Source organism: Promicromonospora sp. NPDC060204, assembly GCF_042728455.1.
GTDB lineage: Bacteria > Actinomycetota > Actinomycetes > Actinomycetales > Cellulomonadaceae > Promicromonospora.
In genome coordinates this window covers 23,089-49,126 of sequence record NZ_JBHWZO010000009.1, presented here as the reverse complement: position 1 = coordinate 49,126, position 26,038 = coordinate 23,089, and the positions used below count along the sequence as shown (strand labels likewise).

Annotated in this window: 29 protein-coding genes; 20 read left to right on the top strand and 9 right to left on the bottom strand. The window is 69.5% G+C overall.

Going from position 1 to position 26,038, the window contains the following annotated elements; all coding sequences use genetic code 11:
- Both ACFWEJ_RS02595 and ACFWEJ_RS02590 read left to right on the top strand, forming a co-directional pair.
- Positions 1-885: carbohydrate ABC transporter permease (locus ACFWEJ_RS02595; RefSeq protein WP_377227644.1), on the top strand; the 885-nt coding region annotated here is incomplete at its 5' end.
- Positions 882-1,787, top strand: a complete 906-nt coding sequence (locus tag ACFWEJ_RS02590; RefSeq protein ID WP_377227643.1) for a carbohydrate ABC transporter permease — start codon at positions 882-884, stop codon at positions 1,785-1,787. The genes ACFWEJ_RS02595 and ACFWEJ_RS02590, both read left to right, overlap by 4 nt.
- Before the next feature lie 173 nt (positions 1,788-1,960).
- Here ACFWEJ_RS02590 and ACFWEJ_RS02585 read toward each other — a convergent pair whose 3' ends face one another.
- Positions 1,961-3,118 (bottom strand): HAD family hydrolase, encoded by a 1,158-nt coding sequence (locus ACFWEJ_RS02585; protein ID WP_377227642.1) that lies wholly within the window; start codon positions 3,116-3,118, stop codon positions 1,961-1,963.
- A 28-nt stretch (positions 3,119-3,146) separates the two neighbouring features.
- Here ACFWEJ_RS02585 and ACFWEJ_RS02580 point away from each other — a divergent pair, with 28 nt between their 5' ends.
- The 10 genes from ACFWEJ_RS02580 to ACFWEJ_RS02535 all read left to right on the top strand — a co-directional run bounded on the left by ACFWEJ_RS02580 (position 3,147) and on the right by ACFWEJ_RS02535 (position 12,724).
- Positions 3,147-3,929, top strand: coding sequence for a MerR family transcriptional regulator (locus ACFWEJ_RS02580; RefSeq protein WP_377227641.1), 783 nt, complete (start codon positions 3,147-3,149; stop codon positions 3,927-3,929).
- Between the two features lie 245 nt (positions 3,930-4,174).
- Positions 4,175-4,618: a hypothetical protein gene (locus ACFWEJ_RS02575; RefSeq protein WP_377227640.1), complete on the top strand. Its 444-nt coding sequence runs from the start codon at positions 4,175-4,177 to the stop codon at positions 4,616-4,618.
- Positions 4,619-4,757: 139 nt separating this feature from the next.
- Complete coding sequence (locus ACFWEJ_RS02570; RefSeq protein ID WP_377227639.1) at positions 4,758-5,630, top strand: MEDS domain-containing protein; 873 nt, start codon at positions 4,758-4,760, stop codon at positions 5,628-5,630.
- 101 nt (positions 5,631-5,731) lie between these two features.
- Positions 5,732-7,639 (top strand): molecular chaperone DnaK, encoded by a 1,908-nt coding sequence (gene dnaK, locus ACFWEJ_RS02565; RefSeq protein ID WP_377227638.1) that lies wholly within the window; start codon positions 5,732-5,734, stop codon positions 7,637-7,639.
- 5 nt (positions 7,640-7,644) lie between these two features.
- The gene (locus tag ACFWEJ_RS02560) at positions 7,645-8,196 is read left to right on the top strand and encodes a nucleotide exchange factor GrpE (protein WP_377227637.1); all 552 of its coding nucleotides are present in this window, start codon (positions 7,645-7,647) and stop codon (positions 8,194-8,196) included.
- A complete protein-coding gene (locus ACFWEJ_RS02555) occupies positions 8,196-9,167 on the top strand; it encodes a DnaJ C-terminal domain-containing protein (protein ID WP_377227636.1) in 972 nt (323 codons plus the stop codon). Before ACFWEJ_RS02560 ends, ACFWEJ_RS02555 begins: the two co-directional genes overlap by 1 nt.
- Positions 9,164-9,484 carry a chaperone modulator CbpM gene (locus tag ACFWEJ_RS02550; protein ID WP_377227635.1) on the top strand — a complete coding sequence of 107 codons (321 nt, stop codon included), beginning with the start codon at positions 9,164-9,166 and terminating at the stop codon, positions 9,482-9,484. The genes ACFWEJ_RS02555 and ACFWEJ_RS02550 overlap by 4 nt, the downstream gene beginning before the upstream one ends.
- Positions 9,475-12,111, top strand: coding sequence for an ATP-dependent chaperone ClpB (clpB, locus tag ACFWEJ_RS02545; RefSeq protein WP_377227634.1), 2,637 nt, complete (start codon positions 9,475-9,477; stop codon positions 12,109-12,111). The genes ACFWEJ_RS02550 and clpB overlap by 10 nt, the downstream gene beginning before the upstream one ends.
- A complete protein-coding gene (gene trxA / locus ACFWEJ_RS02540; protein ID WP_377227633.1) occupies positions 12,108-12,560 on the top strand; it encodes a thioredoxin in 453 nt (150 codons plus the stop codon). Before clpB ends, trxA begins: the two co-directional genes overlap by 4 nt.
- Entirely contained in the window at positions 12,557-12,724 is a 168-nt protein-coding gene (locus ACFWEJ_RS02535; protein WP_377227632.1) for a UBP-type zinc finger domain-containing protein, read from the top strand. Before trxA ends, ACFWEJ_RS02535 begins: the two co-directional genes overlap by 4 nt.
- 150 nt (positions 12,725-12,874) lie before the next feature.
- Here ACFWEJ_RS02535 and ACFWEJ_RS02530 read toward each other — a convergent pair whose 3' ends face one another.
- Positions 12,875-13,450: a VOC family protein gene (locus ACFWEJ_RS02530; RefSeq protein WP_377227631.1), complete on the bottom strand. Its 576-nt coding sequence runs from the start codon at positions 13,448-13,450 to the stop codon at positions 12,875-12,877.
- An 84-nt stretch (positions 13,451-13,534) separates the two neighbouring features.
- Between ACFWEJ_RS02530 and ACFWEJ_RS02525 the strand changes: the two genes are divergently transcribed.
- Positions 13,535-14,506: a helix-turn-helix transcriptional regulator gene (locus ACFWEJ_RS02525; RefSeq protein ID WP_377227630.1), complete on the top strand. Its 972-nt coding sequence runs from the start codon at positions 13,535-13,537 to the stop codon at positions 14,504-14,506.
- 206 nt (positions 14,507-14,712) lie between these two features.
- A complete protein-coding gene (locus tag ACFWEJ_RS02520; protein WP_377227629.1) occupies positions 14,713-15,507 on the top strand; it encodes an alpha/beta fold hydrolase in 795 nt (264 codons plus the stop codon).
- A gap of 215 nt (positions 15,508-15,722) precedes the next feature.
- On the opposite strand, the gene ACFWEJ_RS02515 is transcribed toward ACFWEJ_RS02520, so the two are convergent.
- Both ACFWEJ_RS02515 and ACFWEJ_RS02510 read right to left on the bottom strand, forming a co-directional pair.
- Positions 15,723-16,277 (bottom strand): NAD(P)H-dependent oxidoreductase, encoded by a 555-nt coding sequence (locus tag ACFWEJ_RS02515; RefSeq protein WP_377227628.1) that lies wholly within the window; start codon positions 16,275-16,277, stop codon positions 15,723-15,725.
- Positions 16,270-17,346, bottom strand: a complete 1,077-nt coding sequence (locus ACFWEJ_RS02510; RefSeq protein ID WP_377227627.1) for an LLM class flavin-dependent oxidoreductase — start codon at positions 17,344-17,346, stop codon at positions 16,270-16,272. The genes ACFWEJ_RS02515 and ACFWEJ_RS02510 overlap by 8 nt, the downstream gene beginning before the upstream one ends.
- Before the next feature lie 107 nt (positions 17,347-17,453).
- Between ACFWEJ_RS02510 and ACFWEJ_RS02505 the strand changes: the two genes are divergently transcribed.
- Positions 17,454-17,903, top strand: coding sequence for a MarR family winged helix-turn-helix transcriptional regulator (locus ACFWEJ_RS02505; RefSeq protein WP_377227626.1), 450 nt, complete (start codon positions 17,454-17,456; stop codon positions 17,901-17,903).
- A gap of 244 nt (positions 17,904-18,147) precedes the next feature.
- Here ACFWEJ_RS02505 and ACFWEJ_RS02500 read toward each other — a convergent pair whose 3' ends face one another.
- From ACFWEJ_RS02500 to ACFWEJ_RS02490, 3 genes are all read right to left on the bottom strand, one after another.
- Positions 18,148-18,342 carry a hypothetical protein gene (locus tag ACFWEJ_RS02500; RefSeq protein ID WP_377227625.1) on the bottom strand — a complete coding sequence of 65 codons (195 nt, stop codon included), beginning with the start codon at positions 18,340-18,342 and terminating at the stop codon, positions 18,148-18,150.
- A gap of 480 nt (positions 18,343-18,822) precedes the next feature.
- The gene (locus tag ACFWEJ_RS02495) at positions 18,823-19,221 is read right to left on the bottom strand and encodes an ester cyclase (protein ID WP_377227624.1); all 399 of its coding nucleotides are present in this window, start codon (positions 19,219-19,221) and stop codon (positions 18,823-18,825) included.
- 130 nt (positions 19,222-19,351) lie between these two features.
- On the bottom strand, positions 19,352-19,990 hold the full coding sequence (locus tag ACFWEJ_RS02490; RefSeq protein WP_377227623.1) for a TetR/AcrR family transcriptional regulator: 639 nt from the start codon (positions 19,988-19,990) through the stop codon (positions 19,352-19,354).
- A 52-nt stretch (positions 19,991-20,042) separates the two neighbouring features.
- Between ACFWEJ_RS02490 and ACFWEJ_RS02485 the strand changes: the two genes are divergently transcribed.
- Positions 20,043-20,963 (top strand): zinc-binding dehydrogenase, encoded by a 921-nt coding sequence (locus tag ACFWEJ_RS02485; RefSeq protein ID WP_377227622.1) that lies wholly within the window; start codon positions 20,043-20,045, stop codon positions 20,961-20,963.
- A 38-nt stretch (positions 20,964-21,001) separates the two neighbouring features.
- Here the strand turns inward: ACFWEJ_RS02485 and ACFWEJ_RS02480 are convergent, their stop codons facing one another.
- Positions 21,002-21,400 carry a TIGR03618 family F420-dependent PPOX class oxidoreductase gene (locus ACFWEJ_RS02480; protein WP_377227621.1) on the bottom strand — a complete coding sequence of 133 codons (399 nt, stop codon included), beginning with the start codon at positions 21,398-21,400 and terminating at the stop codon, positions 21,002-21,004.
- Between the two features lie 274 nt (positions 21,401-21,674).
- On the opposite strand from ACFWEJ_RS02480, the gene ACFWEJ_RS02475 reads away from it, so the two are divergent.
- From ACFWEJ_RS02475 to ACFWEJ_RS02465, 3 genes are all read left to right on the top strand, one after another.
- Positions 21,675-21,836 (top strand): hypothetical protein, encoded by a 162-nt coding sequence (locus ACFWEJ_RS02475; protein ID WP_377227620.1) that lies wholly within the window; start codon positions 21,675-21,677, stop codon positions 21,834-21,836.
- A complete protein-coding gene (locus ACFWEJ_RS02470) occupies positions 21,836-23,053 on the top strand; it encodes a YeiH family protein (RefSeq protein WP_377227619.1) in 1,218 nt (405 codons plus the stop codon). The genes ACFWEJ_RS02475 and ACFWEJ_RS02470 overlap by 1 nt, the downstream gene beginning before the upstream one ends.
- 72 nt (positions 23,054-23,125) lie before the next feature.
- Complete coding sequence (locus ACFWEJ_RS02465) at positions 23,126-24,157, top strand: LLM class flavin-dependent oxidoreductase (protein ID WP_377227618.1); 1,032 nt, start codon at positions 23,126-23,128, stop codon at positions 24,155-24,157.
- A 74-nt stretch (positions 24,158-24,231) separates the two neighbouring features.
- Here the strand turns inward: ACFWEJ_RS02465 and ACFWEJ_RS02460 are convergent, their stop codons facing one another.
- Entirely contained in the window at positions 24,232-24,942 is a 711-nt protein-coding gene (locus tag ACFWEJ_RS02460; protein ID WP_377227617.1) for an alpha/beta fold hydrolase, read from the bottom strand.
- A 113-nt stretch (positions 24,943-25,055) separates the two neighbouring features.
- Here ACFWEJ_RS02460 and ACFWEJ_RS02455 point away from each other — a divergent pair, with 113 nt between their 5' ends.
- The gene (locus ACFWEJ_RS02455) at positions 25,056-26,036 is read left to right on the top strand and encodes a hypothetical protein (protein ID WP_377227616.1); all 981 of its coding nucleotides are present in this window, start codon (positions 25,056-25,058) and stop codon (positions 26,034-26,036) included.
- Positions 26,037-26,038: the final 2 nt, after the last annotated feature.

Below are 26,038 nucleotides of genomic sequence, written 5' to 3'. Positions count from 1 at the left end.
CGCGGGGGGCGCGCGCTCCGCCGCAACCTCCGGGGCTGGCTCTTCCTCGCCCCGGCCATCGCGCTCGTCGGCCTCTTCACCATCACCCCGTTCGCGCAGGCCATCCTCCTCAGCTTCCAGTCCTGGGACGGCGTCAGCCCCGACACCCCCTGGGTGGGACTGGCCAACTACGAGTTCGTCGCCTCCGACCCGATCTTCTGGGCCTCGATGCGCAACGTGCTCTACTTCGGCGTCGTCGGCTTCTTCGCCGGCAACGGGATCGCGCTGGGGATGGCGCTGGCGGTCAACAGCATCACGCGTGGACGGACCATCTTCCGCACCGTGTTCTACCTGCCGGGTGTGCTCTCGGTGGTGGTCGTGGGCCTGCTCTTCTCGTTCATCCTCGCTCCCGGGTCCGGCGTGCTGAACCGGCTGCTCGACCTCGCCGGCCTCGGCGCGCTGGAGCAGAACTGGCTCGGCGAGCCGTCGGTCGCGCTGCCCGCCGTGGCAGCCGTGTTCGTGTGGTTCCACTGGGGCTTCGGCTTCCTGCTGTTCCTCGCCGGCCTCCAGGACGTGCCCAGGGAGCTCTACGAGGCCGCGGAGCTGGACGGTGCGAACCGCTGGGCACGGTTCCGCTACGTCACGTGGCCCCAGCTCGCGCCGGTGACCTCCATCGTCAGCCTGTTGACGCTGCTGGCCGCGCTGCAGATCTTCGGCACCGTGCAGGTGCTCACCGACGGCGGGCCGGGCTATCACACCATGGTCCCCACCTTGGCCATCTACAACGAGGCGTTCGTGAACTGGCGGTACGGCAGCGCCGCGGCGATGTCGGTCATCTTCGGTGGTGCGCTCGTGCTGCTGTCGGTCGTCCAGCTCGCCGTCACCGGACGGAGGTCGCGCGCATGACCACGACGAAGGACACCAGGACGCCCTCCGGGGCGCGCCAGGGGAGCGCGGAGGAGGTCGGCACGCCGGACCGCCGTCGGCGCCCGGTGCGGCTGGACCGCGTCGGCCTGTACGGGCTGCTCGGCATCGCAGCCGTGACCGCCCTGTTCCCGCTGTTCTGGATGCTGTCCGGATCGCTGCAGACCCTGCCGGAGCTGCTCGCCAACGAGAGTTTCCTACCTACCGACCCGCAGTGGGGCAACTACGTCACGGCGTGGGTCCAGGGGGACCTCGGCACCTACCTGCGCAACAGCGTGATCTACACCGCCTGCGCGGTGGTGGGCATCCTGCTGGTCTCGAGCCTGGCGGGGTATGCCCTGGCCCGGCTCGACTTCGCGGGGAAGGGTGCCTTCACCGTCGTGCTTCTCGCCGTCATGATCATCCCGGCCCCGGCGATGTTCCTCGCGCAGTACAAGCTGCTCATCTCGCTCGGCCTGACGAACAGCCCGGTCGGCTACGTCCTTGTCCTCATCACCTCGGGCATACCGATGTCGACGCTCATCATGCGGAGCTTCTTCGCCGGTCAGCCGAAGGATCTCGAGGAGGCCGCAGCGCTCGACGGCGCCGGCCCGCTCACGATCTTCGCAAGGATCATCCTGCCCCTCGCACGACCGGGGCTCGCGGCCGTCGCGGTGATCCAAGGGCTGGCCGCATGGAACGAGTACCTCATGGCGCTCGTCATCTTCGACGACAACGCGCTCATGCCGGTACAGCGCGGGCTCACGGCGTTCACCTCGGCCGAGACGCCGCAGCAGCAGGTCCTCCTCGCGGCCACCGCCATCTCGATAGTGCCCGTCGTCATCTTTTACCTGATGGCGCAGCGGCACATCGTGCAGGGCATCGGCGCGGGAGCCATCAAGTGACGCCCGGCACAGCCCTGATGGTCATCTCGCCTCGTTCGCCGAGGCCAAGAGCGCTTTGATGATGCTGGCGCTGCCGTCGACCAGGATCTCGCCCTCCCGTGGTCCGTGAGGTCGCGGATGACCTGGTGGGCGGGTGCGTTGACGGTCGGCGGTACGGGCCATTTTCTGGAGGGTCATGTGGCCGCGCCTGGCAGAGGCCTGCTCGAGCGGCCGGCCACCGCGGCAGGCTGCGGCAGGTGCCCAGCTGTCAGCGAACGCAGTGCGGCCGCCGCGCCTTGCTCGTCGATGGTGCCCGTGACGCTGGTGGCAACGGCCTTTACCTGCTCGTCGGCCTGGCCCATGGCGACGCCGTGAGCGGCCCAGGCGAGCATCTCTGCGTCGTTCAGCCCGTCACCTATCGCGACCGTGTAGTCCGACGGCACGGCGAGGCGGGCGCGAACGAGCTCCAGGGCGGATGCCTTGGATGTTCCGTGCGGAGTCACGTTGATCCAGCGGGCTCCTTCAGGCGTCGCGCTCACGCCCAGACGGCGCAGGGGCTCGATCAAGGAAACCGCGCTGGGGCCGTTGACCACGACGCGAGTGGTGGGGGAGGCCCAGAGCTCCTCAAGCCGCTCGACCATCCGCTGGTGCCCATTGAGAAGTCCGTGGGCAAACCACTTGTTGACGAGCCAACCCCGTCCGAAGTCCTCAGCTCCGATCCGTACCTCGCGGAGGCGAGCGCTGGCCAGCAATGCCACCGAGCGAGCGTGGAACGTGCGTCGCTCATGCAGTGAGTACCCGTCGAGCGCGGTGTTCTCGAGGCGCGCGGTCACGGCCCCGTTGGACGCGACGATCCACTCGTCCGTCAGCCCGAGACTCTTGGCCACTGCCATGGCACTGGTCAACGTTCTGCCGGTGGCCAGAACGACGTGATGCCCGGAACCGCGGACCCGCTCGACTGCTTCGATCGTGGCTGGTGGGACATCCACGCCGCTGCTCACCAGGGTGCCGTCGATGTCCAGCGCGACCAGGTACCGCGGCGCGCCGATCCGTGACGGCAGGCCGTGCGTATTGCGCCTGAGGCCGGTTCGGAGATCAGCCGAGGGCCTCTCCGAACTGCTACAGATGGGCGCTCCCGGTTGTTCACGTGCAGATAGCTGGCTCGGCCATGCGTCGTTGAGCCGAATTAGCAGGATATAACGGGGCATACGGTGGCAGCGTGTCCGCAGGGAGTGCCCGTGCAGGAGCTGCACCGCGATCATGGTCTTGCCGGCCCGGAATGTCAGGATCGATAGTGTGCACCGGGGACTGAGCCTCCACGGGCCGGCGTCAGCACTGACGGCGTCGAACACCGCACCGTCCTGGTCGAGAGGTCCTGTCATGGCGTGGAGCACTCGAGAGCTCGCCGAGCTGGCCGGCACCACGGTGAAGTCCGTGCGGTTCTACCACGAGCGAGGCTTGCTCGAAGAGCCCGACCGACTTCCCAACGGTTACAAGCAGTACGAGGTCCGTCACCTCGTCAGCCTGCTCAGGATCCGTCGGCTCACGGAGCTGGGAGTCCCTCTCGCGGACATCGACACGGTCCGCGCGGGCGACACCGGCGCATCAGCGGCACTTCGCGAGCTCGACGCGGAACTCGCGTCGAGCATCGAACGTCAGGTGGAGGCTCGCTCCGCCATCGCGGCGATCCTGGACAACGGCGGTCCGGCCGACGTCCCACGGGGCTTCGAGGCCGTCGCACCCAGGCTTTCTCACGCCGACAGCTCGCTGGTCCACGTCTACGGTCAGCTCTACAGCCAGGCCGCCATGATCGACGTCCGGCGCATGGTCGAGGACGAGCCGGCCGGCGGGGCCGACGAGTTCGATTCCCTGCCTGATGACGCGGACGAGGCGACGCGACAGCGGATCGCGGCGCAACTAGCCCCGTACATCGTGCGGCAGCTGCGGCGCTATCCCCGCCTGACCGAATCGGGAGAACACCTGTCGAAGGGCGAGCTGGTTGCCCGGCAGACGCTTTCTGAAGCTCTTGCGGAGCTGTACAACTCGGCCCAGATCGACGTCCTCATGCGAGCGGGCCGTGCTGCGCAGGCGCAGCCAGGTCCGGAAGGCAACGTGAGAACCAGACCACGTCCCGGTCCCACCGGGTCCTTGACCCTGCCCTAACGGCATGGCGTGAAGTATCGCTCGGCCGTCGAGAGCCGACGGGCGTGCCTTTCACTTCATGGAGCACAGATATGCGACTCTTCCGGAGCGCTCTTCAAACCGTTCAGGCACATCGCCGCGCGTACCTGGTCCTGAACGCTGTCTTGTACGGCTCGGTCCTCGCCGGCTTCGGGGTCGGTCTGATCTTCCCCGGTCTGACCGCCGCGCAGATGGAGTCTTTCGAGCGTGAAGGTACTGGCGACCTGGTGAGGTCGCTGCTCGAGAACCCCTGGCTGTTCGCCCTCGCGATCCTGGCCAACAACGCCCTGCGAGCCGCCCTGCTCAACCTCGTCCTGCCGTCGCTCGTCGTGCCGTTCGCGGGGATCGTCTGGTACGCCTACACCCTGTTCCCCGTCGGCCTGCTCCTCGCACCGGTCGACCGGGACGGCTGGCTCACCCTCATCCCACACTCCCTCACCGTGGTCATGGAGATCCAGGCTTACGTGCTCCTCTCGCTCGGCGCCTACCTCTTGGGCAGGGCCTGGATCCGACCGCAGTCGGTCGGCGCCGAGAACCGTCGGCAGGCCTACGTGGGAGGGCTGCGCCAGCTCGGTGTACTGAGCCTTCCGGCGCTCGCGCTGCTCGTGGTCTTCGCGCTCTACGAGGCATTCTCGGTGATCTACCTGGTGCCCTTGCTCACCGGGGGCTGATGAGCCCTCTTCGTCGACCTGGGCGACGGGCCGGACCGGCGTCAGGCGTCGCATTCGTCCGGTTGCCTCGCGGGCCCGAGCGAGTGGGGCACACCTGTTGTTGAATCCGAGTAACGTCTATTCGGAAACGGTGGCCGCGATGAACGGTCTGAGCCTGGGGATCCCCGGGGTGGTGGGGGTCAGACCAGGAACGCACTTCTGTGCGCTCTACTCAGGCCCGGACGAGCGCGACCGGCTGTTGTTCTCCTTCCTGGAGGAGGGGTTGCGACACGGTGACAAGTGTCTGTGCCTGATCGACGACGTCGAGCCGGAGCGGGTCCGCGACCGGGCCTTGCGACCGGCGGGCCCGGAGCGCTCGCCCCGGTCGGCTCAGCTCGACGTCGAACGGGCGTCGGACACCTACCTCCGCTCGGGGGCGTTCAGCATCGACGACATGATGAGCTTTCTCCTCGAGCGGATGGACGCGGCCGTCGGCGACGACTTCGACCTCCTGCGTGCCGCCGGCGAGATGTCGTGGGTGCTGCCGGGTCCCCCGGGCTGGGAAGACCTGTTCCGCTATGAGTCGGCCGTCAACCAGGCCGTCGTGCAGATGCCCGCCATCCTCATCTGCCTCTACGACCTGCAGAAGTTCGGGGCCGACATGCTCGTCGAGGTGCTGCACACCCACCCGCGGGTCCTGCTGGACCGCACCGTGATCGACAACCCGCACTACGTGGACCCGACGGAGTACGCCCCGCCCGCCGAGCTCACCTCGGGATCGCCGTATCCGCTGGTCAAGGCAGGTGCGGGTCGCGAAGAGGTAACGGACGAGTGGGCGTCCCTGACCGACGCGGAGCTGCGGATCGCCTCCGGCGTCGCCCAGGGGCTGACCAACCGCGAGATCGCGGAGGAGCTGTACCTGTCCCCGCACACCGTGGATGCCCACCTCAAGCACGTCTACCTCAAGCTCGACATCCATACGCGCGTCGAGCTGACCGTGCTCGCCCTGCAGCACCACGGCGCAACGGGCTAGCCCGGGCCCGGTCCCTCGATTACCCCGTTCACGGGATGTGGGTGACGTGCACGCCCGAGCAGCATGGCCGGTGGAACGTACCTCCGGCGAATGGACCAGTCATGGGCAGGGCAGTCGGTATCGACCTGGGAACGACCAACTCGGTGATCGCGGCGATGGAGGGTGGACAGCCGCAGGTCATCCCCAACACGGAGGGCAACCGGACGACGCCGTCGGTGGTCGCCTTCCTGGAGAACGGCGAGCGGCTGGTCGGTCAGATGGCCCGACGCCAGGCGATCCTGAATCCGAAGGGCACGATCTACTCGGCGAAGCGGTTCATCGGCCGCAAGTTCGACGAGGTCAGCAGCGAGCTGAACGCCGTCTCGTTCGACGTGGTCGCCGATCCGGACGGCGCGGCGCGCTTCCGGGTCAACGGAAAGCTCTACGCCCCGGAGGAGATCTCGGCGCAGGTGCTCCGCAAGCTGGTCGACGACGCCGGGAAGTTCCTCGGCGAACGGGTCACCGAAGCGGTCATCACCGTCCCCGCGCACTTCAGCGACGCGCAGCGGCAGGCCACCAAGGACGCCGGCAGGATCGCCGGGCTCGAGGTGCTCCGGATCATCAACGAGCCGACGGCGGCGGCCCTGGCCTACGGGATGGACAAGCTCGAGAACGAGACCGTGCTGGTCTTCGACCTCGGCGGCGGCACGTTCGACGTGAGCATCCTGACGGTCGGGGAGGGGGTGGTCGAGGTCCGGTCGACGGCGGGGGACAGCCACCTGGGCGGCGACGACTTCGACCGCCGCATCGTCGACCACCTGGCCGAGGAGTTCAAGAAGTCCAACGGCATCGACCTCCGTGACGACCCCCAGGCCCTGCAGCGGCTGTTCGAGGCTGCCGAGAAGGCCAAGGTGGAGCTCTCGGCGGTGTCACAGACCGCCGTCAACCTGCCCTTCGTCACTGCTGATGCCTCGGGCCCCAAACACCTCAACGTCAACCTGATGAGATCGACGTTCGAGCAGCTCACCGACGACCTCGTCGAGCGCTGCCTCGGTCCGGTCAAGCAGGCCATGAAGGACGCCAAGGTGACCGCGGACGACATCGACGAGGTCATCCTCGTGGGCGGCTCGACGCGGATCCCGGCCGTGCAGGCGCTGGTACGCCGCCTGACCGGTGGCAAGGAACCCAACATGACCGTCAACCCGGACGAGGTCGTCGCCATCGGCGCGGCCGTCCAGGCCGCGATCATCAAGGGCGACGTCAAGGACGTCCTGCTGCTCGACGTCACGCCCCTGTCGCTGGGTCTCGAGACGATGGGCGGGGTGATGACCACGGTCATCGAACGCAACACGACCATCCCGGCCCGCCGCACCGAGATCTTCAGCACGGCGGAGGACAACCAGCCGGCTGTCGACGTCGTCGTCCTCCAGGGCGAACGGGAGCGAGCTGCCGACAACCGCGTGCTCGCCCGGTTCCGGCTGGAGAAGATCCGGCCCGCGCCCCGCGGCGTGCCCCAGATCGAGGTGACCTTCGACATCGACGCCAACGGCATCCTGCACGTCTCGGCGCGCGACAAGGACACCGGCGCCGAACAGCAGGTGACCATCAGCGAGACCTCGACGCTGAGCCAGGAGGAGGTCGACCGGATGATCAAGGACGCCGAGTCCCACCGTGGCGAGGACGCGGCGCTGCGCGAACGGGTCGACGCCCGGAACGAGCTCGACTCCGTGGCCTACCAGGTCGGCAAGGTGCTCGAGGAGGCCGGCACGTCCGTGCCCGAGCACGACCGTGCGCGTGCCGAGATGCTCGTCGGGGAGGCCCGGCAGGCTGTCGAGGGCGACGAGCCTGTCGACCGCCTCCGCGCACTCACCGGGGAGCTCCACCAGCTGAACCAGGCGCTCGGTGCCGCCACCCGCGGTGCCGGGTCGTCGACGGCCGGATCGTCGACGGCCGGGCCGGCGAGCGCCTCCGGTGGTGGGTCGTCCGGTGATGACGACGACGTCATCGACGCCGAGTTCACGTCCCACTGACCGCCATGTCCGAACACGAGGCACCCACGACAGCGGCTCCGGGGGACGAGCCAGGGGAGGACACGACTCCGGCGGACGAGGCACCGGAGCGCGAGGACGAGCGTGTGTCCGAGCCTGTCGACCAGGCTGGCCGGATCGCGGAGCTCGAGGACGCGTGGCGGCGCACGGCGGCCGAGCTGGACAACTTCCGCAAGCGGTGCGCCCGCGACGTGGTCAGCGCCCGCGAGCAGGAGCGGGCGGCCGTGGCGAGTCGATGGCTGCCGGTCCTGGACAACCTGGAGCGGGCGCTCGAGCACGCGTCGTCCGACCCGGACCCCGTGGTCGAAGGCGTCCGGGCCGTGCTCGCACAGGCGGTCGGCGTCCTGGCCGACCTCGGCTACCCGCGGCGTGACGACGCCGGCCGGGCCTTCGACCCGGCCGTGCACGAGGCGGTCAGCACCGTGTCGGGTGAGGGACTGGTGCCCGGCACGGTCGCTCAGGTCGTGCGTCCCGGCTACGGCTCCGACGACAAGATCCTGCGGCCGGCCGCGGTCGTCGTGGCCACCAGGGCCTCCTGATGGCCAGGGACTTCTACGAGGTCCTCGGTGTCGGCCGCGAGGCCGACGCGGCCGAGATCCAGCGTGCCTACCGCAGGCTGGCGCGCCAGAACCACCCGGACGTCAACAAGAGCTCCGACGCCGAGGAGCGGTTCAAGGAGATCGCCGAGGCCTACGACGTGTTGTCGGATCCCGAGCTGCGTCGCCGTTACGACGCCTTCGGCGACGACTTCCGACGCGTTCCCCCCGACACGGATCCAGCCGCCTGGCGCCGGGCCCGGACCTACGCCGATGCCGGCGCGGGCACGGGCGCGCGCGACCGACGGTCGTCGGGGGCCGGATTCGGATCGGGAGGCTTCGGGGACGACGTCGACATCGAGGACCTGCTCGGCGGAATCTTCGGCGGCGGGCGGCGCGGGGGACCGGGTTGGGACGCCTGGGGACCGGGCCCGGTCGCGGGTTCCGACCACGAGGCCGAGGTCGAGATATCGGTCGAGGAGGCCTACCACGGCACCGAGCGCAGCGTCGCGATCAGCGGCACCTCAGGCCCTCGCACGCTCGACGTCAGCATCCCGGCGGGTGTGGTCGACGGCCAGCGTATCCGGCTGCGCGGCCAGGGCGGGCCGGGCAGCGGATCGGCCGCGGCCGGGGACCTGTACCTGGTGGTTCGGATCGCCGACCACCCGCGCTACCGGGTCGAGGGTCGCGATCTCCACACCCTCGTCCCCGTCGCGCCGTGGGAGGCGGCGCTGGGCGCCTCGGTCTCCGTCGACACCCCTGGCGGCGCCGCCACGGTGAAGGTCCCGGCCGGCTCGTCCAGCCACCGTCGGTTGCGGCTCAAGGGCCGCGGGCTCCCGCACCGACGAGGCAAGCCGGGCGACCTCTACGCCGAGCTGCAGATCCGGGTTCCCGACGCTCTCACCGACGACGAGCGACGGCTCTTCGAGGAGCTCGCGAAGGTGTCCGGCTTCGACCCGAGGAGCAGACGATGACCGTAGCCAGGCACTACGCCCTCTCCCGGCCGTACCGGCTCAGCCTGGACAGCTATGCGCAGGTCACCGGCGTGCATCCCCTGCTCGTACGCCGCCTGGTCGCCCTCGGGCTGCTGGAAGTCACCCGCGACGCGCAGGGCCGGTTGTGGTTCGACCCCTCCCAGGTGCGGGAGATGGCCAGGATCCAGCGGCTGCGGATGAGCCTGAACCTCAGTTACTCCGCCATCGGGCTGGTGGTCGAGCTGCTTGACCGCATCGCGGAGCTGGAAAGGACACGTCGGCGAATGCCGCGACGAGGAGACGCCCCATGGACATGAACAGACTGACCCAGAAGTCGCAGGAGGCTCTGCACGACGCCCAGACGAAGGCGTTGCGCTTCGGCCATGTCGAGGTGGACGGGGAGCACCTGTTGCTGGCTCTCCTGGATCAGGCCGAGGGCCTGGTCGCCCCGCTGCTGACCCGTGCGGGGGCAGATCCGGAGCGGCTGCGCGAGGACCTGGAGGCGGAGCTCGGTCGCCGCCCGCGGGTCAGCGGCCCTGGTGTGACTCCCGGGCAGGTGCACATCACCCAGCGGCTGTCGCGGCTGCTCGACGCCGCGGACCGCGAGGCCCGCAGGCTCAAGGACGAGTACGTCTCGGTCGAGCACCTCGTCATCGCCCTGGTGGAGGAAGGCCCGGCCTCGGCGGCCGGGCGGCTCCTCCAGGCACAGGGGCTGACCCGGGACACCTTCCTGGCCGCGCTGACCGAGGTCCGAGGGCACCAGCGGGTGACCTCGGCGACCCCGGAGGGAACCTACGAGGCGCTCGAGAAGTACGGGCGCGACCTCGTCGCGGCTGCGACGGCCGGCAAGCTCGAGCCCGTGATCGGCCGGGATGCGGAGATCCGCAGGACCATCCAGATCCTGTCGCGCAAGAGCAAGAACAACCCCGTGCTGATCGGCGAGCCCGGGGTCGGCAAGACGGCGATCGTCGAGGGGCTCGCCCAGCGGATCGCCGACGGTGACGTGCCTGAGGGTCTGCGGGACAAGACCGTCTTCGCGCTGGACATGGGGGCGCTCGTCGCCGGGGCGAAGTACCGCGGCGAGTTCGAGGAGCGGCTCAAGGCCGTGCTCAACGAGGTGCAGTCCGCCGGGGGTCACATCCTGCTGTTCGTCGACGAGCTGCACACGGTGGTCGGCGCGGGCGCCGGTGAGGGGGCGATGGACGCGGGCAACATGCTCAAGCCGCTGCTCGCCCGCGGCGAGCTGCACATGATCGGTGCGACCACCCTTGACGAGTACCGCACGCACATCGAGAAGGACGCGGCCCTCGAACGCAGGTTCCAGCCGGTCCTCGTCGACGAGCCCGACGAGGAGGATGCCCTCTCGATCCTGCGCGGGCTCCGCGAGCGGTTCGAGGTCTTCCACGGCGTGCGGATCCACGACGGCGCGCTGGTGGCGGCGGTGACGCTGAGCCACCGCTACATCTCCGACCGCTTCCTGCCCGACAAGGCGATCGATCTCGTCGACGAGGCCTGCGCGATGCTGCGGACCGAGATCGACTCGATGCCGGCCGAGCTCGACGAGCTCACCCGGCGCGTGACCCGGATGGAGATCGAGGACGCGGCGCTCTCGGCGGAGGAGGACTCCGCGAGCAGGGCCCGCCTCGAGGAGCTGCGCAAGGAGCTGGCCGACGCGCGGGCCGAGGCCGATGCCCTGCGCGCGCAGTGGGAGGCCGAACGGTCGGCGCTACGAGAGGTGCAGTCCTTGCGTGAGGAGCTCGAACAGGTCCGCGTCGAGAGCGAGAGGGCCGAGCGCGAGTACGACCTCAACCGGGCGGCGTCGCTCCGACACGGCCGGCTCCCGGAGATCCAGCGCCGGCTGGAGGCGGCCGAGTCCAGGCTCGCGGGCAAGCAGGGCGCTCGCGGGCTGCTGCGCGAGGTGGTGACCGCCGACGAGATCGCCGACATCGTGTCGCGGTGGACCGGCATCCCGGTCACGCGGCTCCAGGAGGGGGAGCGTGACAAGCTGCTCCGGCTCGACGAGGTGCTCCACGAACGTGTCATCGGCCAGGACGAGGCGGTCCAGCTGGTGGCCGACGCCGTCGTCCGCGCCCGCTCGGGCATCAAGAACCCCCAGCGGCCCATCGGCTCGTTCCTCTTCCTCGGCCCCACCGGTGTCGGCAAGACCGAGCTGGCCAAGACGCTGGCGGCCGCGATGTTCGACACCGCCGAGAACATGGTCCGGATCGACATGAGCGAGTACCAGGAGCGGCACACGGTCAGCCGGCTGGTCGGAGCGCCCCCCGGCTACGTCGGCTACGAGGAGGGCGGTCAGCTCACGGAAGCCGTGCGCCGCAAGCCCTACTCGGTGGTCCTGCTCGACGAGATCGAGAAGGCCCACGTCGACGTGTTCAACACGCTGCTCCAGGTGCTCGACGACGGCCGCCTGACCGATTCCCACGGCCGGACCGTCGACTTCCGCAACACCGTGCTGATCATGACCTCCAACATCGGCTCGGAACACCTCCTCGATGGGGTCACCGCAGGTGGTGAGATCAAGGACGAGGCACGTTCCATGGTGATGCGCACCCTGCAGTCGCACTTCCGCCCGGAGTTCCTCAATCGTGTCGACGAGATCGTGATGTTCAAGCCGCTGACGCTCGCCGAGATCGAGCGCATCGTCGACCTCCAGCTCGAGGAGCTGCGCGAGCGGCTGGCCGACATGCGGATCACGCTCGACGTCACCACCGAGGCCCGCCGCTTCATCGCGGACCAGGGCTTCGACCCCGCGTACGGCGCCCGCCCGCTGCGTCGGTACATCGCCCGCGAGCTGGAGACGCAGGTCGCCCGGGCGCTGCTGCGCGGCGACGCCGCCGACGGCGGCACGGTCTCGGTCGACGTCGCCGACCGGATGATCACGGTGACCGCGACCGGAAACCCGGCAGAGGCGCGGGCAGTCGCATGACCGCATCCACCCCGACGTCGACGACGATCGTGTGCAGCCACTGCGGAGCCAGGAACCGTGTTCCGGTCGTCGCCCGGGGCACGCCCCGCTGCGGGAGGTGCAGCACCCCGCTGCGCTGGGTGGTGGACGCGAACGACGCTGACTTCCACGCCGTCGTCGACGAGTCGAGCCTGCCTGTGCTGGTCGACGTGTGGGCGCCGTGGTGCGGGCCCTGCCGCATGGTGAGCCCGGCCCTGGAGAAGCTGGCCGGCGAGCTGGCCGGCAACCTCAAGCTCGTCAAGGTCAACGCCGACGACAACCCCGAGGTGAGCCGCCGGTTCGACGTCCGGTCGATCCCGACGCTGGTCCTTCTCGACCACGGCGAGGTGGTCGACAAGCAGATCGGCGCCCTCCCGGAGCCGCGGCTGCGTTCCTGGCTGGAGTCCGCGCTCCCGGCGAGGTCAGGATGACGGCCCTGCGCCAGTGCCTGACCTGTGGCCAGGTCGGCTGCTGCGACTCGTCACCCATGCGGCATGCGCGCGCTCACGCCGCCGCGACGAGCCACGTCGTGGTGCGCTCGATCGAGCCGGGGGAGGACTGGAGGTGGTGCTATGCCGACGAGCAGTTCGTCTGAGGCCGAGCTCGAGGACCTGCCCGAGACCCCCGACACCACCGGTGCCTACCCTCGACTCACCGACGAGCAGATCATGCTGCTCCGCTTGAGATCCACCGCGTCGACCGCCCGGTCGTCAGCGAACGGCCGGAGCCTTGCTCCTCAGCGAGGTCAGCGCTCTCGTGGGTCCCGGAGAGCCGCCATGGCCTCCATGAGCGTCGTGTGGACATAGGTCAGCTCGGGCGTGGCGAACGACTCCCAGTCCTCGTCATCAACCGGCTCCGTCCAGTCGCCGTCCCCGTCGACGTCGGCCTCCTCGGCGCTGCCCGCGGCGTCGTTCGACGGGTTGTGCTTGTAGACCCACCACAGATGACCGAACGGATCCGCGAAGCGTGCCAGCACGTCGCCCCAGAACTCTGTCGGCTCGGTGACGACACGCGCGCCGGCTCCGGCGGCGCGCTGCAGTGTCGCGGCCGGGTCCTCGACGTAGACCCGGACGAATGCCGGCGTGTAGGGCCACTGCGGCTTGCGGTCCGCGATCGTGATCGTGGAGTCGCCGATCTGGACCTCTGAGTGCAGGACCAGTCCGTCGGTGTCGGCGGTGCGGGCTTCCGGAACCTCGGTCGCGTCGAAGACGTCGAGCAGGAAACGGATGAGGCCGGCGGCGTCGTCCGACCAGATGAAGGGGTCGACCGTCGCCGATCCGGAAGGGGCGGCTGGAACGGCGCGTGGGGTGGGAGCGGACATGGGCTCTCCTGGTTCTCGACCGGACTGCCAGTCTCGTCGGCCTTCCGGACAGTATTTGGCCACTTGTCGATCTAGCCTGAGGAGATGTCGACCAGTTCCCGCGCCCTCGAACTGCTCGGACTCCTGCAGAACCGGCGTCACTGGCCTGGTGACGAGCTCGCCGGCCGCCTCGGAGTCAGCCCGCGCACCCTGCGTCGCGCCGTGAGCGGGCTGCAAGAGCTCGGCTACCCGATCGTGACGACCCGAGGAACGGGCGGTGGCTACCAGCTCGGCGCCGGTGCGTCGCTCCCGCCGCTCGTGCTCAGCGAGGACGAGGCCGCGGCCACGGTGCTCGGGCTCAAGGCGATCGCCACGGGTGCCCACCCCGCTTCCGCGGACGACGCCGTGAGCGCGATGGCGAAGATCGTGCAGGTGCTCCCGCCCCGCATCCGCGGCAGGATCGACAGCCTGCGGGCCGTCGCCGTCCCCGCGAGCGTCGAGCAGCGGGCGGCCATCGGTGATGTCACGGCGCTCACCACGCTGGCGCTCGCGTGCCGTGACAGCGACGCGGTGGAGTTCTCCTACCGGTCCCACGGTGGTGACGAGTCCCGGCGGACAGTGCAGCCGCACAAGATCGTGAACGTGGACAACCGGCTCTACCTCGTCGCCTGGGACCTGGATCGTGCCGACTGGCGTACGTTCCGGATCGACCGCGTCACCGGACCGCACCGCACCGGGAACCGGTTCGCACCACGTCAGCTGCCCGGCGATGACCCCGTGGCCTTTGTGAACGCCCGGATCGGCGACCTGTCATCGCGCTTCCGCGTGCGCGCCACGGTGCACGCGCCCGTCGAGCGGATCAAGGCCGAGATCGTGCACTACGGGACCGTCAAGCCGATCGACGACGGCTCGTGCGAGGTCTGCATCGCCGCAGAGTCGCTGGACTGGGCGGCTTTCTGCCTCGTGGCGATCGGCGCGCCCTTCGTCGTGCACGGACCGGCTGAGGCTGTTGACTACATGCGGGCCTGGGGCCAGGCGCTGATGCAGGCGACGGCATCGGCCCCCGGGATCCGGTAAGTCACTCCACCAGATGTTCCGGGCGCACGACACGCCAGACGACGAAGGGGACTGCTGCACGCTCAGGTGACGACTGGTCTCATGCGGCGAGCTGGGCCGGTGCGGCATCGATCCCTGGAGGTATCAAGCTCTCCCGACGCGAGTTGGAATATGCCGCGATGAGGGGAGATTGACAATCGTCGAAGCGCCAATCAGGAGGGTGACGAATGCCGCGTCTGCGGATCCACGGGAACGATGTCCACTTCCAGGAGTACGGCGATCCAGGATCCCCGCCGCTCGTGGTCGTGCACGGGCTCTACGGCGAGGCATCGACGATGGCGCCGCTGGCTGAGCGGTTCGCGGACCGGTTCCGGGTCATCGTGCCCGACGCGCTCGGCCACGGCCTGTCGGCGCACCCACCCGCCTTCAGCCTCGAAGACCAGGGGCGGATGCTCGCCGGCCTGATCGCTGCCCTCGGCTACGACGCGGCTTCGCTGCTCGGGGTCTCGATGGGCTCCTACCTGTCCGCGCAAGCGGCGGCCCACGAGCCCGCACGGATCTCCGGGCTCGTACTGGTCGTCTCCAAGGCGCACGGGCGGACCTCGTCGATGGCCGCCTATGCTGCCCGCGAGGGCTTCGACCTGGCCTCCGCCACCCCGGAAGAGATCGTCGGGTTCATGGCCGGGGCTCTGTGGTCGCCGCACACCCTGCAGCCGCGCCGCGAGGAGCTCCTGGCCGCGCAGCTCCGCTTCCAGCAGGTGGTCCTCACCCCGGAGGACCGGGCCGTGATCGACCAGTCGCTGCGTGACTTCGACCTGCGGCCCATTCTTCCGGCGATCACTGCGCCGACCCTGGTCGTCTCCGGTAGGGCCGACGGGCTGAACCCGCCCGAGGCCGGCGAGGAAGTTGCCCGCGGCATCCCCGGGGCTCGGTTCGAGGTCTACGAGCACTCTGGCCATATGTTGCCCTTCGAGGAGAGGGACCGGCTCGTCGCCGAGGTCGAGGGCTTCCTGCTCGGCTGAGAGGTAGGTCCCGGGACCCCTCCGGGGGCGTGCGGGGCGGAGGCGATGGACGTACTCCCATCGAATCGCAATATAAGGGTGCGCGTCAGGCCGGCGTCTCGGGCGAGGTCGCGCCGTACCGTCCCGGCGGCCTCGACGCTCGGTGTGACGCGGCCCGTCGGGCCGGATGGTGCCGCGTGAGAACGCCGAGAACGGGCCCCCGCTGCGGCACGGCATCACGTGGCGATCCGGTCCCGGAGCGAGCCCTCCACGTCGTCGAGCGCAGTCTGGATGCGGCTGTAGACGCGTGGGTTCAGGAGGGCGGTGCCGTCGAAGTCACTGGAGGAGGCGTAGACGGAGACGGGCAGTGTCCGTGCCTGAAAGAAGGCGAAGAGCGGCCGGAGGGCGTGGTCGACGACGAGTGCGTGGTGGTGGCTGCCGCCGGTCGCGAGCAGGAGTACCGGCCGGTTGGCCAGGGCGTACTGCTCGACCAGGTCGAAGAAATGCTTGAACAGGCCGGTGTAGGAGCCGCGGAAGACCGGGGTCGCCGCGACAAGCAGGTCGGCCGTCTCGGCGGTGCGGAGCTCGGCGTCCACCTCGGGGGTGACGCTCTCGCGGTCGACGGCGGTGGTGAAGCCCGCACCGAGGCGGTAAACGTCGACACGGTGCACCTCGACGGGCATCGTCCGCTCCAGGGTGCGGACGGCGACGTCGGCCAGGGCGGCGGTCCTGGACTGTTCGCTGGGGCTTCCGTTGACGACGACCACACGGAGTGGCGTGGGCTCAGGCATCGCCGGGCTCCTTGTCGAAGGTTGCCGTCTCGCCGAGCGCCTTGCGGACGGCTGGTGCGACCTCGGTGCCGAGGCGTTCGACGGCGGCCAGAAGCTCGCGCTGCGGCATGCTTCCCGAGCCCATCTGGACGATGATCCGGGTCAGGCCGTACAGCTCACGGAAGCGAAGGATCTTGTCGGTGACCTCCTCCGGGTCGCCGACGAGGTAGCTGCCGGCGGGGGAGGCACCGGCGTCGAACGCTTCGCGCGGCAGCATCATCCCGCGGCCACGTTGGTGGTTGTGCTCCATCATGAACCGGGCGAAGGACGGGTACATGGTGTCGCGTGCCTGCCGCGAGCTGCTGCCGACGTAGCCGCCCACGCTGATGCTGACGGGCAGGGTCGCAGGGTCGTACCCGGCCTGCTCGGCTGCCGCGCGATAGAGCTCGATCGACTCACGGTGCAGGTCCATCGGGCCGAACAGGATGGCGAGCGCGAGCGGCAGGCCGCGCGTGCCCGTGCTGACCGCCGACGCGGGAGAGCCTCCGACGCCGACCCAGATCGGGATGGTCTCCCCGTAGGCGCGGGGCGCGATGTCCGCGTCCACGAGGGGAGGGCGGAGCCTTCCGGTCCAGGTGACCGGGTTCTCCCCGCGGATGCGGAGCAGGAGGTCGAGCTTCTCGCGGAAGAGCTCGGAGTAGTCGGCGAGGTCGTACCCGAACAGCGGGAACGACTCGGTGTAGGAGCCCCGGCCCGCGATGATCTCGGCCCGGCCCGCGGAGAGCAGGTCGATCGTGGCGAACTGCTCCCAGACGCGCACGGGGTCCTCCGAGCTCAGCACGGTGACGGCGCTGGCGAGCTTGATCCGCTTGGTGGCCTCGGCCGCGGCCGCCAGCAGGATCGTCGGCGCGGAGCCGACGAAGTCGCTGCGGTGGTGCTCGCCCATGCCGAAGACGTCCAGGCCGACGTCGTCGGCGACCCGGGCCAGCTCGATCGTCTCCCTGGCTCGCTGGTGCGGGGTGCGGGTGGTGCCGCTCACGGGGTCCGGTGTGACCTCGCCGAAGGTCATGATCCCGATCTCGAATGCCATTCGTCTGCGTCCTCTCTGTGGTGCCGCGAACTGTGGCGACACCCGAACAACCTTCCTGCGCAGGCAACTATTCCGACGACGCGTCGTGCTTCGACTAGGTTTTGCCCATGGCGACTGAACGGCTGACCGGGCTCGAGGACGAGGCATGGCGTGGCTTCCTGGTCGCCCACGAGCGCATCTGGCGTGAGATGGAGGACGGTCTGGCTCCGCTCGGGGTCAGCATGGCCGAGTACAGCGTGCTCGGGCTGCTGGGAGAGGCCGGCCCGGGCGGGATGCGGCTGAGCGAGCTGGCCGAGCTGCGGGGGATGTCGACCGGAGGGTTCTCACGGCTCGCGGGCCGGCTGGAGCGCCGCGGCCTGATCGAGCGCCGCCGGGTTCCCACCGATGGTCGCGGGTACGACGTCGTCCTCACGCGAGCAGGGCGGTCGTTGCTGCGCGCGGCGTGGAAGCGTCAGCGCGCCGACATCGAGCGGCTCTTCCTCGGCAGGCTGAGCGACGAGCAGCTCAGAGCCCTGGCCGGCGTCTGGGGAAGTCTCGCCGACCACGAGGCCGGCTGATGCCCTCGGCGGCTTCGTCCGCGAAGCCAATTCTGAGCTCCATGTTCTGGCGGATCGCCTGTACCGGCTGGCAAGAGTAACGCTGCACGCGAGTGAGGATCGGGCCGCAACCGCCGATAACCGGTTCGAGCACTATTCCGTCTGGAGAGGGAGTGATCACCGCCGAAGTGCTCGCCATAAAACTGAACCGGATCACGGCCACTCGTGGTGGCGGCCCGGGGGCACTCGACGTCGAAGCCTGCCCTCAGCGGTTCTTGCGGAAATGGTTGATCAGTGCGATGGCTGCGAAAGCGAGCCAGCCGACGAGGACTGTTGTGACTGCCGCGACGAACAAGCCGCTGCCGATTGTGTATGCGATCACACCCGAGGCGGCCCCGGCAATGAGCGGCATCAATGCGTCGCCATCGACTCGGCTTCGTCGTTCAGGCGTTTGACCCATGTGTATGAGGCTATCGCGAGGCCGCGGCGCAGCCCATGTACCTTCCTGCTCCGGCATGGGCAGCGAGAAAAGTGTGCCAGGCGACCCTCTGGAGCGTAGTCAGCGATCCCTGTCCAAGAGGTGTGCGGCCGGGCGTCGGCCGCTGCTTGCCCGGGTTCTCGGCGAGTCCCGACAACACCTTGTCGAGGTGGACCGGCGGCGGTGGGGCGTCCGACACGACAAGCGACCCTTCTGGCGCGGCAAGCTGACCGCAGAGTCTCCCAGGAGCGGTCTTCGCAGGTCACGCCGCCCTAGCGATCGGGGGAGGGCGTGACGATACCTGCCAAGTCCTCCTCCGGACACCGCATCGGTGGCGTGGGTCAGAGCCTGAGCGGCTCTGCCGCCTTCGAGAGGCCCAGCAGACCCATCGGAGCAGGTGGCGTCCCGCCCGGTCGGGCGGGACGCCGTGGCGTGGTCAGGCTGCAGCCGGGCTGTTTCAGGTCACGCCGCGAGCTGCTTCTTCAGGGTCTCGACGTCGTGGACGTTGGACATCTGCACGAACTTGCCGTCGCGGACCTTGTACATGGCGATCTCGTCGATCTCGATCCGAGCGCCCGTCGGCGCCACACCGAGCCATTGCTTGGTGGGTGTGCCGTGGTTGACGGAGTGGCAGGACAGCGTCCCGCCTTCTGCGTCGATCACGACCTCCTTGATCTCCCACCGGATGTCAGGGACGGCGTCCGCGATGCCCTTGAGCGCGGCGATGACGTCGTCGCGGGTAGCCGGCTGGCCGTGGGAGACGATCGACTCGGCGACGAACTCGTCCATGCGGTCGAACTCGTGCGCGTTGAGCGCCTTGGTGTAACGGTCGTAGAACTCGCGGATGTTGAAGTCGGACATGACTGCCTTTCTCGCCCGGTGTCCGGGCCTGTGCTCATGTTCACCTGCACCCTCGATGCTGCCGGAGCGTGTCCGTAAGATCCATGACGCGGAGTCCATACTTCTTTACACATCGTCCAGGCTCTGCCGGTCAGGGGAGCGTGACCGTCACCGCGGCGGGGGCGGCCGCCATCGATGCCCGGATGAGTCCCCGCAGCTCGGCGCGGGTCGCGTTCGTCTCGGCGTCGGGCGCCGAACGCCACACGTCGACGGCGGCCCGGTGGCCGGCGACAGCGACGGCGCACACGATCCGGGCCGAGAGGTCCGCCCCTGGTGTGCCGGCCAGCCGTTCCACGATCGCGTCGACCACCTGCTGCGTGAATCGCTCGCACACCAGCATGCCCGCAGCGTCGATCGTCGGGTGGGTGCCGCTCAGTCGTGCGCTCAGCACTGCGAGGCGCTCCCAGCCGGGTGGCATCTGATCGACGACGTCGACCAGTGCGTCGCCCAGAACCACCAGCAGCGGCCCGCGGCGCGCGAGCACCTGATCGAGCTCGGTGATCAGCGTGCGCCAGACGTCGTTCAGCGGGGTCAGGGCGAGGTCCTCCTTGCCGGCGAAGTAGCGGAAGAAGCTCCGCTTGGACACCTCGGCCTGGTCGCACAGCCAGTCGACGGTCACGGCGTCATACCCACGCTCGACGAAGGCTGGCAGCGCGATCTCGACCAGCCGCTGCCTGCTGCGGGCGATCCGTCGGCTGCGCAACGTGCCGGTGGCGGGCGTCGTCGTCATGCGCCGATCCTAGCAAAATGGCACTCAGTAGCAGTTGGCATACAGTAGCGCCATGCTCGCATGGACGGTCGACCACTCGTCACCCAGTCACCTCGGCCTGCGGGAGGTGCCGGACCCGGCACCAGGACCGCACGACGCGGTCATCCAGGTGCGAGCCTTCGCGCCGAACCACGGGGATCTGGAGGTCCTGCCCAGCCTGCCTGACGGCATGATTCCCGGCTGGGACGCGGCAGGCGTCGTCGTGGCCGAGGCTCTGGACGGGACCGGGCCGCGCCTCGGGCAGGTGGTGGCGTCGCTGGGGACGGACAGCGCCTGGGCGGAGCGTCGGCTCGTGACCGCAGAATCTGTCGGGGTCGCCCCCGACGGCGCTGATCCCCACCGCACGAGTGTCGTGCCGGTCGCCGCCACCAGCGCGCTGCGCGGGCTGCGCCGCCTCGGCCCGCTGCTGGGGCGCCGCGTACTGGTGCTGGGCGGGACCAGCGCTGTCGGGCTGTTCGCCGTGCAGCTCGCTGCCCGCGCCGGTGCCGAGGTGGTCGCGACGACCAGGAACCCTGCCGCGCACCAGCGGCTGGTCGAGCTCGGCGCGCACGAGGTCATCGCCTCGCCGTCCGACCTGGACGGCGACGTCTCCGGCGTGCTCGACCTCCTGGGCGGTACGTACCTGGTCCAGGCGTTCGCGCGGCTCGCGCCCGGCGGCACGCTCGTGGCGCTCGGGCATGCGGCCGGGCAGGGGGAACACTTCGCGTACGGCGACCTTTTCGGCGACGCGGCCCGGCACGACCGGTCCCTGACGACGTTCTTCCTCGGCGCCGAGCCCGACCTCGGCCCCGACATGGCGTGGCTCGCGGCCGAGATCCACGGCGGACGGCTCGACCCGGTGGTCGGAGCCGTGCGGTCATGGCGCGAGCTGCCGGATGCCTTCGCCGCCGGGGTGGAGCGGACGTCCGGCAAGATTGTCCTGACCATCGAGTGAGGGACCAGGACTTCTGGCGGTCCACCGCGGAGAGAGCCTCACCGCGAGGAGTGGTCCTGGGCCCACCAGGCCGTCGGCCGGACGACGAACGCGACGTGGCCGGTTCGCACGGGATACGCGGCCCCCGTGTACTTGCGCGCGATCTGGTCGATGATGTCCTGGCCCCGGCCGCCGTCCACCCGCTCGACGACCACGCCCCGGACGGACGCCATGTCGTAGGCGTTGTCGGGGGCGGTGACCGAGACGGCGACGCGCGGATCACGAGCGAGGTTGCGGTCCTTGCGTGACCCCTCGATCGTGAAGAAGACCAGCTCGGAGTCGCCGTGCCGGTCGATCCACAGCGGCACCGAGTGCGGACTGCCGTCCGTGTCGAGCGTCGCCAGGTGCGCGACGGCGCCTCCGGAGAAGTAATGGACGACGTCGGACCAGTCCTTCATGAGGTTCCTTTCGTACTCTCCTGCGAACGCCGCTCGTGTGGCGACCGCTGTCAGCGTGCCTCGGCACCGGGGTCGAGCAGAAGTGACGCTGCGTCGCCACCTGCCGCGTGCCTGCTCGCGTGACGGCGCGGGGTGAGTCCCAGCAGACGTCGCCTGTGGCTGTCTCACTCGTTGAGACAGTATCCGATGGTTCTTGTCGGGTTTGTGCGGTCTGGCTACCTTCCGCGGCACGTCGCCCCGCGACGGTCGTCCAACCTGAAGGGAGCTCCTCCGCATGTCCGACAGCACTCCTGGCACAAGCCCCGCCGCCACACCCGTCACCGTGGAGTCGGTGCGCCGTATCCACCTGTCCGAGGACTGGCTCGCCACCGGCGTGGGCCTGGCGCTGGTCGTCCTCGGCATCCTCGGCCTGATCCCTGAAGGGCTGGTGCCCTGATGAGCACACCACCGCAGCCCGCCACGCCCGACGACGACGCAACGCCCGCCGCCACGCCCACCGCCGTCGACGGCGACCGTCCGGGACCGAGCGACCCGGGCGACGTCGCGCTGGCCGGTTCACCCGTCCAGACCGGCCGGCGTCAGGGTGCCGTCTGGGTCGTCGCCGGCCTCGTGGTGCTCCTCGGGATCGCGTGGCTCACCCGCTACCTGGAGCAGAACGTGCCGGTCTGGCTGGAGGACACCTCGCTGGGCGGGATCGCCAAGTCGGTCGAGTACCCGGTCTATGCGATCGCGCTCGGGCTGCTCGGCAACCTGGTGCTGTCCCTGACCGGCGTCAGGGACAGGCTGGCCGCCGCGTTCCGCACCGAGTTCTTCATCAAGACCGGTCTGGTGCTGCTGGGCGCAACCGTCAACCTGGCGCTCATCGTGACGGCGGCGGGCCCCGCCATCGCGCAGGCGTTCGGCCTGATCGTGCTGGTGTTCGGGTTCACCTGGTGGCTCGGCGGGCGGCTCGGGATCGACCAGAAGCTGCGGGCCCTGCTGTCCTCGGCGGTGTCCATCTGCGGCGTGAGCGCGGCGATCAGCGCGGCCGGGGCGGTGCAGGCCAAGAAGGAGCAGCTCGCCTACACCGCGAGCATCGTGATCCTGTTCGCGCTGCCGTCGATCTTCGTGCTCCCGGCCCTGGCCGAGGCGCTCGACCTGTCCCCGGCGGTGGCGGGCGCGTGGATCGGCGGCAACATCGACACGACGGCGGCGGTGACGGCGGCCGGCGCGCTCGCGGGGGACGACGTGCTCGCCGTGGCGGCGATCGTGAAGGCCACGCAGAACGCGCTCATCGGGGTCGTCGCGATCGCGCTGACCGCCTGGTTCGCCTTCCGGGTGGACCGGACCGAGGGCGCGCCCCGTCCGCGGGCTTCCGAGCTGTGGACGCGGTTCCCGAAGTTCGTGCTCGGGTTCCTCCTCGCGTCGGTCGTGGCCACCGTGTACGTCAACACGGTGGGCGCGGACGCTTCCGCGGACAACATCGCGGTCCTCAAGTCGCTGAGCACGGTGTTCTTCATCGTGGCCTTCGTGTCGATCGGCCTGGAGTTCAAGGTGTCGGCGGTGCGCGAGGCGGGTTGGCGTCCGCTGGTCGTGTTCGGTGCTGCCGCCGTGTTCAACCTCGTGGTCGGGCTCGGCCTGTCCAGCGTCCTGTTCGCGGGGGTCGAGGTCTAGGCGGGTGCCGGCCCGGACCCGCGACGCCGGGGACGGGCCGGCACCGTCGTCCGGCCGTGGTTCACTGACCCCGTGACGCGACCCCTGCGCAAGCTCGGTTTCCTGACCATCGGCCTGTTCGACCCGGACCACCCGCGCGCGGGGCACGAGGCCACCCTGCGGCTCATCGAGCTCGGCGAGCAGCTCGGCCTGGACAGCGCGTGGCTGCGCCACCGGCACCTGCAGCACGGCATCTCGTCCCCGGTGGCGGTGCTGGCCGCGGCCACGCAGCGCACCAGCCGGATAGAGCTGGGTACCGCCGTGACCCCGCTGGGCCTGGAGAACCCGTTCCGGCTGGCGGAGGACCTCGCCACTGTGGATGTGCTCTCCGGCGGCCGGCTCAACCCCGGGGTGAGCGTGGGCCCGCCGATCCACTGGGACCACCTGCGCGACCACCTGTATCCGACCACGTGGCAGCACGAGGACTTCTCCAAGGCGCGCGTGGAGCGGCTGCTGCACAACCTGTCGGGCGGCGCGGTCTCCACGTTCGAGGGGACCGAGGGCATCGAGACGTACTCCACGCGCATCCAGCCGTACTCGCCGGGCCTGCGGGAGCGCGTCTGGTACGGCGCGGCCTCGGCGTCGTCGGCGGCCTGGGCCGGGTCGGCGGGCATGAACCTCCTGACCTCCTCGGTGCTCGACGCCGGGGACGCGGAGCGCCCGGACTTCGCGGCGCTCCAGCGCGAGCAGATCGAGCTGTTCCGGGCCGCCCACCCGGCCGGGCAGGCGGCCCGGGTCTCGCAGGGCCTGGTGGTGATCCCCACGGACGGCGCCACGCCGGACCAGGTCGCCCGGTACGAGGCGTACGCGGCGGCCCGCCTGCCGCGCACCGCGGCGCCCGTCGCGGCGGGACCGCGCCGCATGCTCTTCGCGCCCGACCTCGTGGGGCCCGCCGAGCAGCTCGCCGAGCGGCTGAGCGCGCACGCCGGCTTCCAGGCCGTGGACGAGGTCGCGTTCGCGCTGCCGTTCACCTTCGACGAGCCGGACTACGTGCAGATCCTCACCGACCTGGCGACGCGGCTCGGACCGCTGCTGGGCTGGGAGCCCGCGCGGCCCTCGGCCTGACGCCGCACGACGAGGTCCACACCCGAAGAGGCATCCCGTGCGGACGACGTGCGTCCGGAGGCCCCCTGCCCGGTCTAGGTGTCGTACCCGGCGCCGCATGCTGCCGTGACGACCTCGCGCCACAGCTGAGGGTGGGTGTGCCAGAAGTCGTGGGGCACGTCGGGAACCGTCTCGAATCGAGCCTTGGGGACGAGCGCGCGCAGCTGCGCGAGCGGCCATGACGGGCGGATGTCCGCGCCCGCGGCGAGGAAAGTCATCGGCACCGGAGAGTCGGCGAGCTTCCGCCAGATCCCGGGCTCGTGGATCCAGTCGAGAAACGATGCCTGGAGGGAGGTATGGACCTCGGGAGACCAGGCGATGTCGGGTGCTGGATCGGTTGCTTTGCCCGCCTCGTACTGCGCGGACCAGGTGCGGTCCTTGTGCAGCCCGTGCCCGGCGATGCCGACGACCTGGGCCACCGACCTCGGGTGGTCGAGTGCGTAGCGGACGGCCAGGTCGCTGCCCCAGGAATGGCCCAGCACGGTCCATCGTTCGACGCCGGCAGCGTCGCGCACCTCTTCGAGGTCGGCCACCGCCTGTGCCATGGTGTGTGGGCCACCGCCGGACCGGCCGACGCCGCGGGGCTCCGGAAACCATGCCCGGAAACCCTGCGGAGCCAGCTCGTCGGCCTCCAGGTAGTGGACACAGCCTGGTCCGCCGGACAGCACGACGACGTCCGGCCCCGCACCGTGGACGCCGACATGGAGTCTCGTGCCGTCCGGGGTCGTCACTGCCGTGGAGTCCATTGCGCGATGCTATCGATCGTGTCCAAGCTCCTCCGAGGAGCCTGGCATGCGGATCTCCGGGAGCGATCGAGCACGAGAGATGGGCGTCCCCTGCCCAGAGGAGGTAAAGGACTGTGGCGAACCCGCCGTTCGTCTTGGAATCAATGATCTGGTGGATCGTTCAGCGCGAACCGTCGGAGATTCGCTTCCCGGCCGTGCGAGACGTCATGAGTCGAGCGCTGCGCCGAATGGAGGCGCTGGATCGCGACAGTGCTGGACTGTACGCGCACCTGGTCGCGCGCGCCGAGTCCGAATTCGAGCACGAGTACCTTGATTCCTGCTTTCCGGAGGCGGCCGGCTTGACCCCGGCTTCGGAGGTCTCCCTACGCGGTGTGCCTGGCACTCCGATGCACATCGACCACCCGGACCGTCGATGGCGAGTTGACAATGTCGACTTTGAGATACGCGACCTGGACGCCGCCGTCGAACTGTGGTGGTTCGGCAGGCGCAACACAGAAGTGCTGGACGATCTCATCTTTGACGGCGTCGAAATTGCTGTCTCGAACGTGTTGGGACGCTCCCGGCGTCAGGCCAGGATGTTGTTCGACGGGCTCTGGGATGAGGCGCGCGACGCTCACGAGAAGTCCTCGTTGATCACCGCTCTCGCCGAAGAGTTCTCTCGACGAGATATCTTTCAGGATTTTCCGATCTTGTATCGGTGGACCGACGTCGATGGTCCGGTTCGCGAGGAGATGCTGAATCAGGGCTATCTGGCCGGCCGGGCGGACGGTCCATCGGGTCCACCTCCCGAACGGCCTGACTGGGTGGCAATCGCGCGGGGCTTTTGGACAGACGTGCGCGAGCTGGATGAGGAGGGCCGCCAGGATGCTGCGATCGATATGGAGGTGCTCTTGCGCGGGCCGGTTTTTCGGTCCGTCTTCATCTTCCGAGAGCTGTGGTCAAGCGCGCACAATGACGACGAGCTGATCTGGTTGTTGGACTATTTTCGTTTTCCGTTCTGCGAACTGGATTTGTCGACGAAAATCCCAGAGATCAAGGATGCTGCCCGCCGAAGTGCGGAAATCCGGTATGTGCTGGAGAGGCTCACGTCGTAGCA

Bases quoted from the DNA above. Each gene is read 5' to 3' on its own strand.
- trxA (WP_377227633.1), top strand. From the start codon at position 12,108: ATGACCGCATCCACCCCGACGTCGACGACGATCGTGTGCAGCCACTGC.
- ACFWEJ_RS02510 (WP_377227627.1), bottom strand. From the start codon at position 17,346: ATGGCATTCGAGATCGGGATCATGACCTTCGGCGAGGTCACACCGGAC.
- ACFWEJ_RS02495 (WP_377227624.1), bottom strand. From the start codon at position 19,221: ATGTCCGACTTCAACATCCGCGAGTTCTACGACCGTTACACCAAGGCG.
- ACFWEJ_RS02515 (WP_377227628.1), bottom strand. From the start codon at position 16,277: ATGCCTGAGCCCACGCCACTCCGTGTGGTCGTCGTCAACGGAAGCCCC.
- clpB (WP_377227634.1), top strand. From the start codon at position 9,475: ATGGACATGAACAGACTGACCCAGAAGTCGCAGGAGGCTCTGCACGAC.
- ACFWEJ_RS02555 (WP_377227636.1), top strand. From the start codon at position 8,196: ATGGCCAGGGACTTCTACGAGGTCCTCGGTGTCGGCCGCGAGGCCGAC.
- ACFWEJ_RS02535 (WP_377227632.1), top strand. From the start codon at position 12,557: ATGACGGCCCTGCGCCAGTGCCTGACCTGTGGCCAGGTCGGCTGCTGC.
- ACFWEJ_RS02525 (WP_377227630.1), top strand. From the start codon at position 13,535: ATGTCGACCAGTTCCCGCGCCCTCGAACTGCTCGGACTCCTGCAGAAC.
- ACFWEJ_RS02485 (WP_377227622.1), top strand. From the start codon at position 20,043: ATGCTCGCATGGACGGTCGACCACTCGTCACCCAGTCACCTCGGCCTG.
- ACFWEJ_RS02590 (WP_377227643.1), top strand. From the start codon at position 882: ATGACCACGACGAAGGACACCAGGACGCCCTCCGGGGCGCGCCAGGGG.
- ACFWEJ_RS02500 (WP_377227625.1), bottom strand. From the start codon at position 18,342: ATGGGTCAAACGCCTGAACGACGAAGCCGAGTCGATGGCGACGCATTG.
- ACFWEJ_RS02570 (WP_377227639.1), top strand. From the start codon at position 4,758: ATGAACGGTCTGAGCCTGGGGATCCCCGGGGTGGTGGGGGTCAGACCA.
- ACFWEJ_RS02490 (WP_377227623.1), bottom strand. From the start codon at position 19,990: ATGACGACGACGCCCGCCACCGGCACGTTGCGCAGCCGACGGATCGCC.
- ACFWEJ_RS02460 (WP_377227617.1), bottom strand. From the start codon at position 24,942: ATGGACTCCACGGCAGTGACGACCCCGGACGGCACGAGACTCCATGTC.
- ACFWEJ_RS02475 (WP_377227620.1), top strand. From the start codon at position 21,675: ATGTCCGACAGCACTCCTGGCACAAGCCCCGCCGCCACACCCGTCACC.
- dnaK (WP_377227638.1), top strand. From the start codon at position 5,732: ATGGGCAGGGCAGTCGGTATCGACCTGGGAACGACCAACTCGGTGATC.
- ACFWEJ_RS02520 (WP_377227629.1), top strand. From the start codon at position 14,713: ATGCCGCGTCTGCGGATCCACGGGAACGATGTCCACTTCCAGGAGTAC.
- ACFWEJ_RS02550 (WP_377227635.1), top strand. From the start codon at position 9,164: ATGACCGTAGCCAGGCACTACGCCCTCTCCCGGCCGTACCGGCTCAGC.
- ACFWEJ_RS02580 (WP_377227641.1), top strand. From the start codon at position 3,147: ATGGCGTGGAGCACTCGAGAGCTCGCCGAGCTGGCCGGCACCACGGTG.
- ACFWEJ_RS02505 (WP_377227626.1), top strand. From the start codon at position 17,454: ATGGCGACTGAACGGCTGACCGGGCTCGAGGACGAGGCATGGCGTGGC.
- ACFWEJ_RS02470 (WP_377227619.1), top strand. From the start codon at position 21,836: ATGAGCACACCACCGCAGCCCGCCACGCCCGACGACGACGCAACGCCC.
- ACFWEJ_RS02480 (WP_377227621.1), bottom strand. From the start codon at position 21,400: ATGAAGGACTGGTCCGACGTCGTCCATTACTTCTCCGGAGGCGCCGTC.
- ACFWEJ_RS02530 (WP_377227631.1), bottom strand. From the start codon at position 13,450: ATGTCCGCTCCCACCCCACGCGCCGTTCCAGCCGCCCCTTCCGGATCG.
- ACFWEJ_RS02560 (WP_377227637.1), top strand. From the start codon at position 7,645: ATGTCCGAACACGAGGCACCCACGACAGCGGCTCCGGGGGACGAGCCA.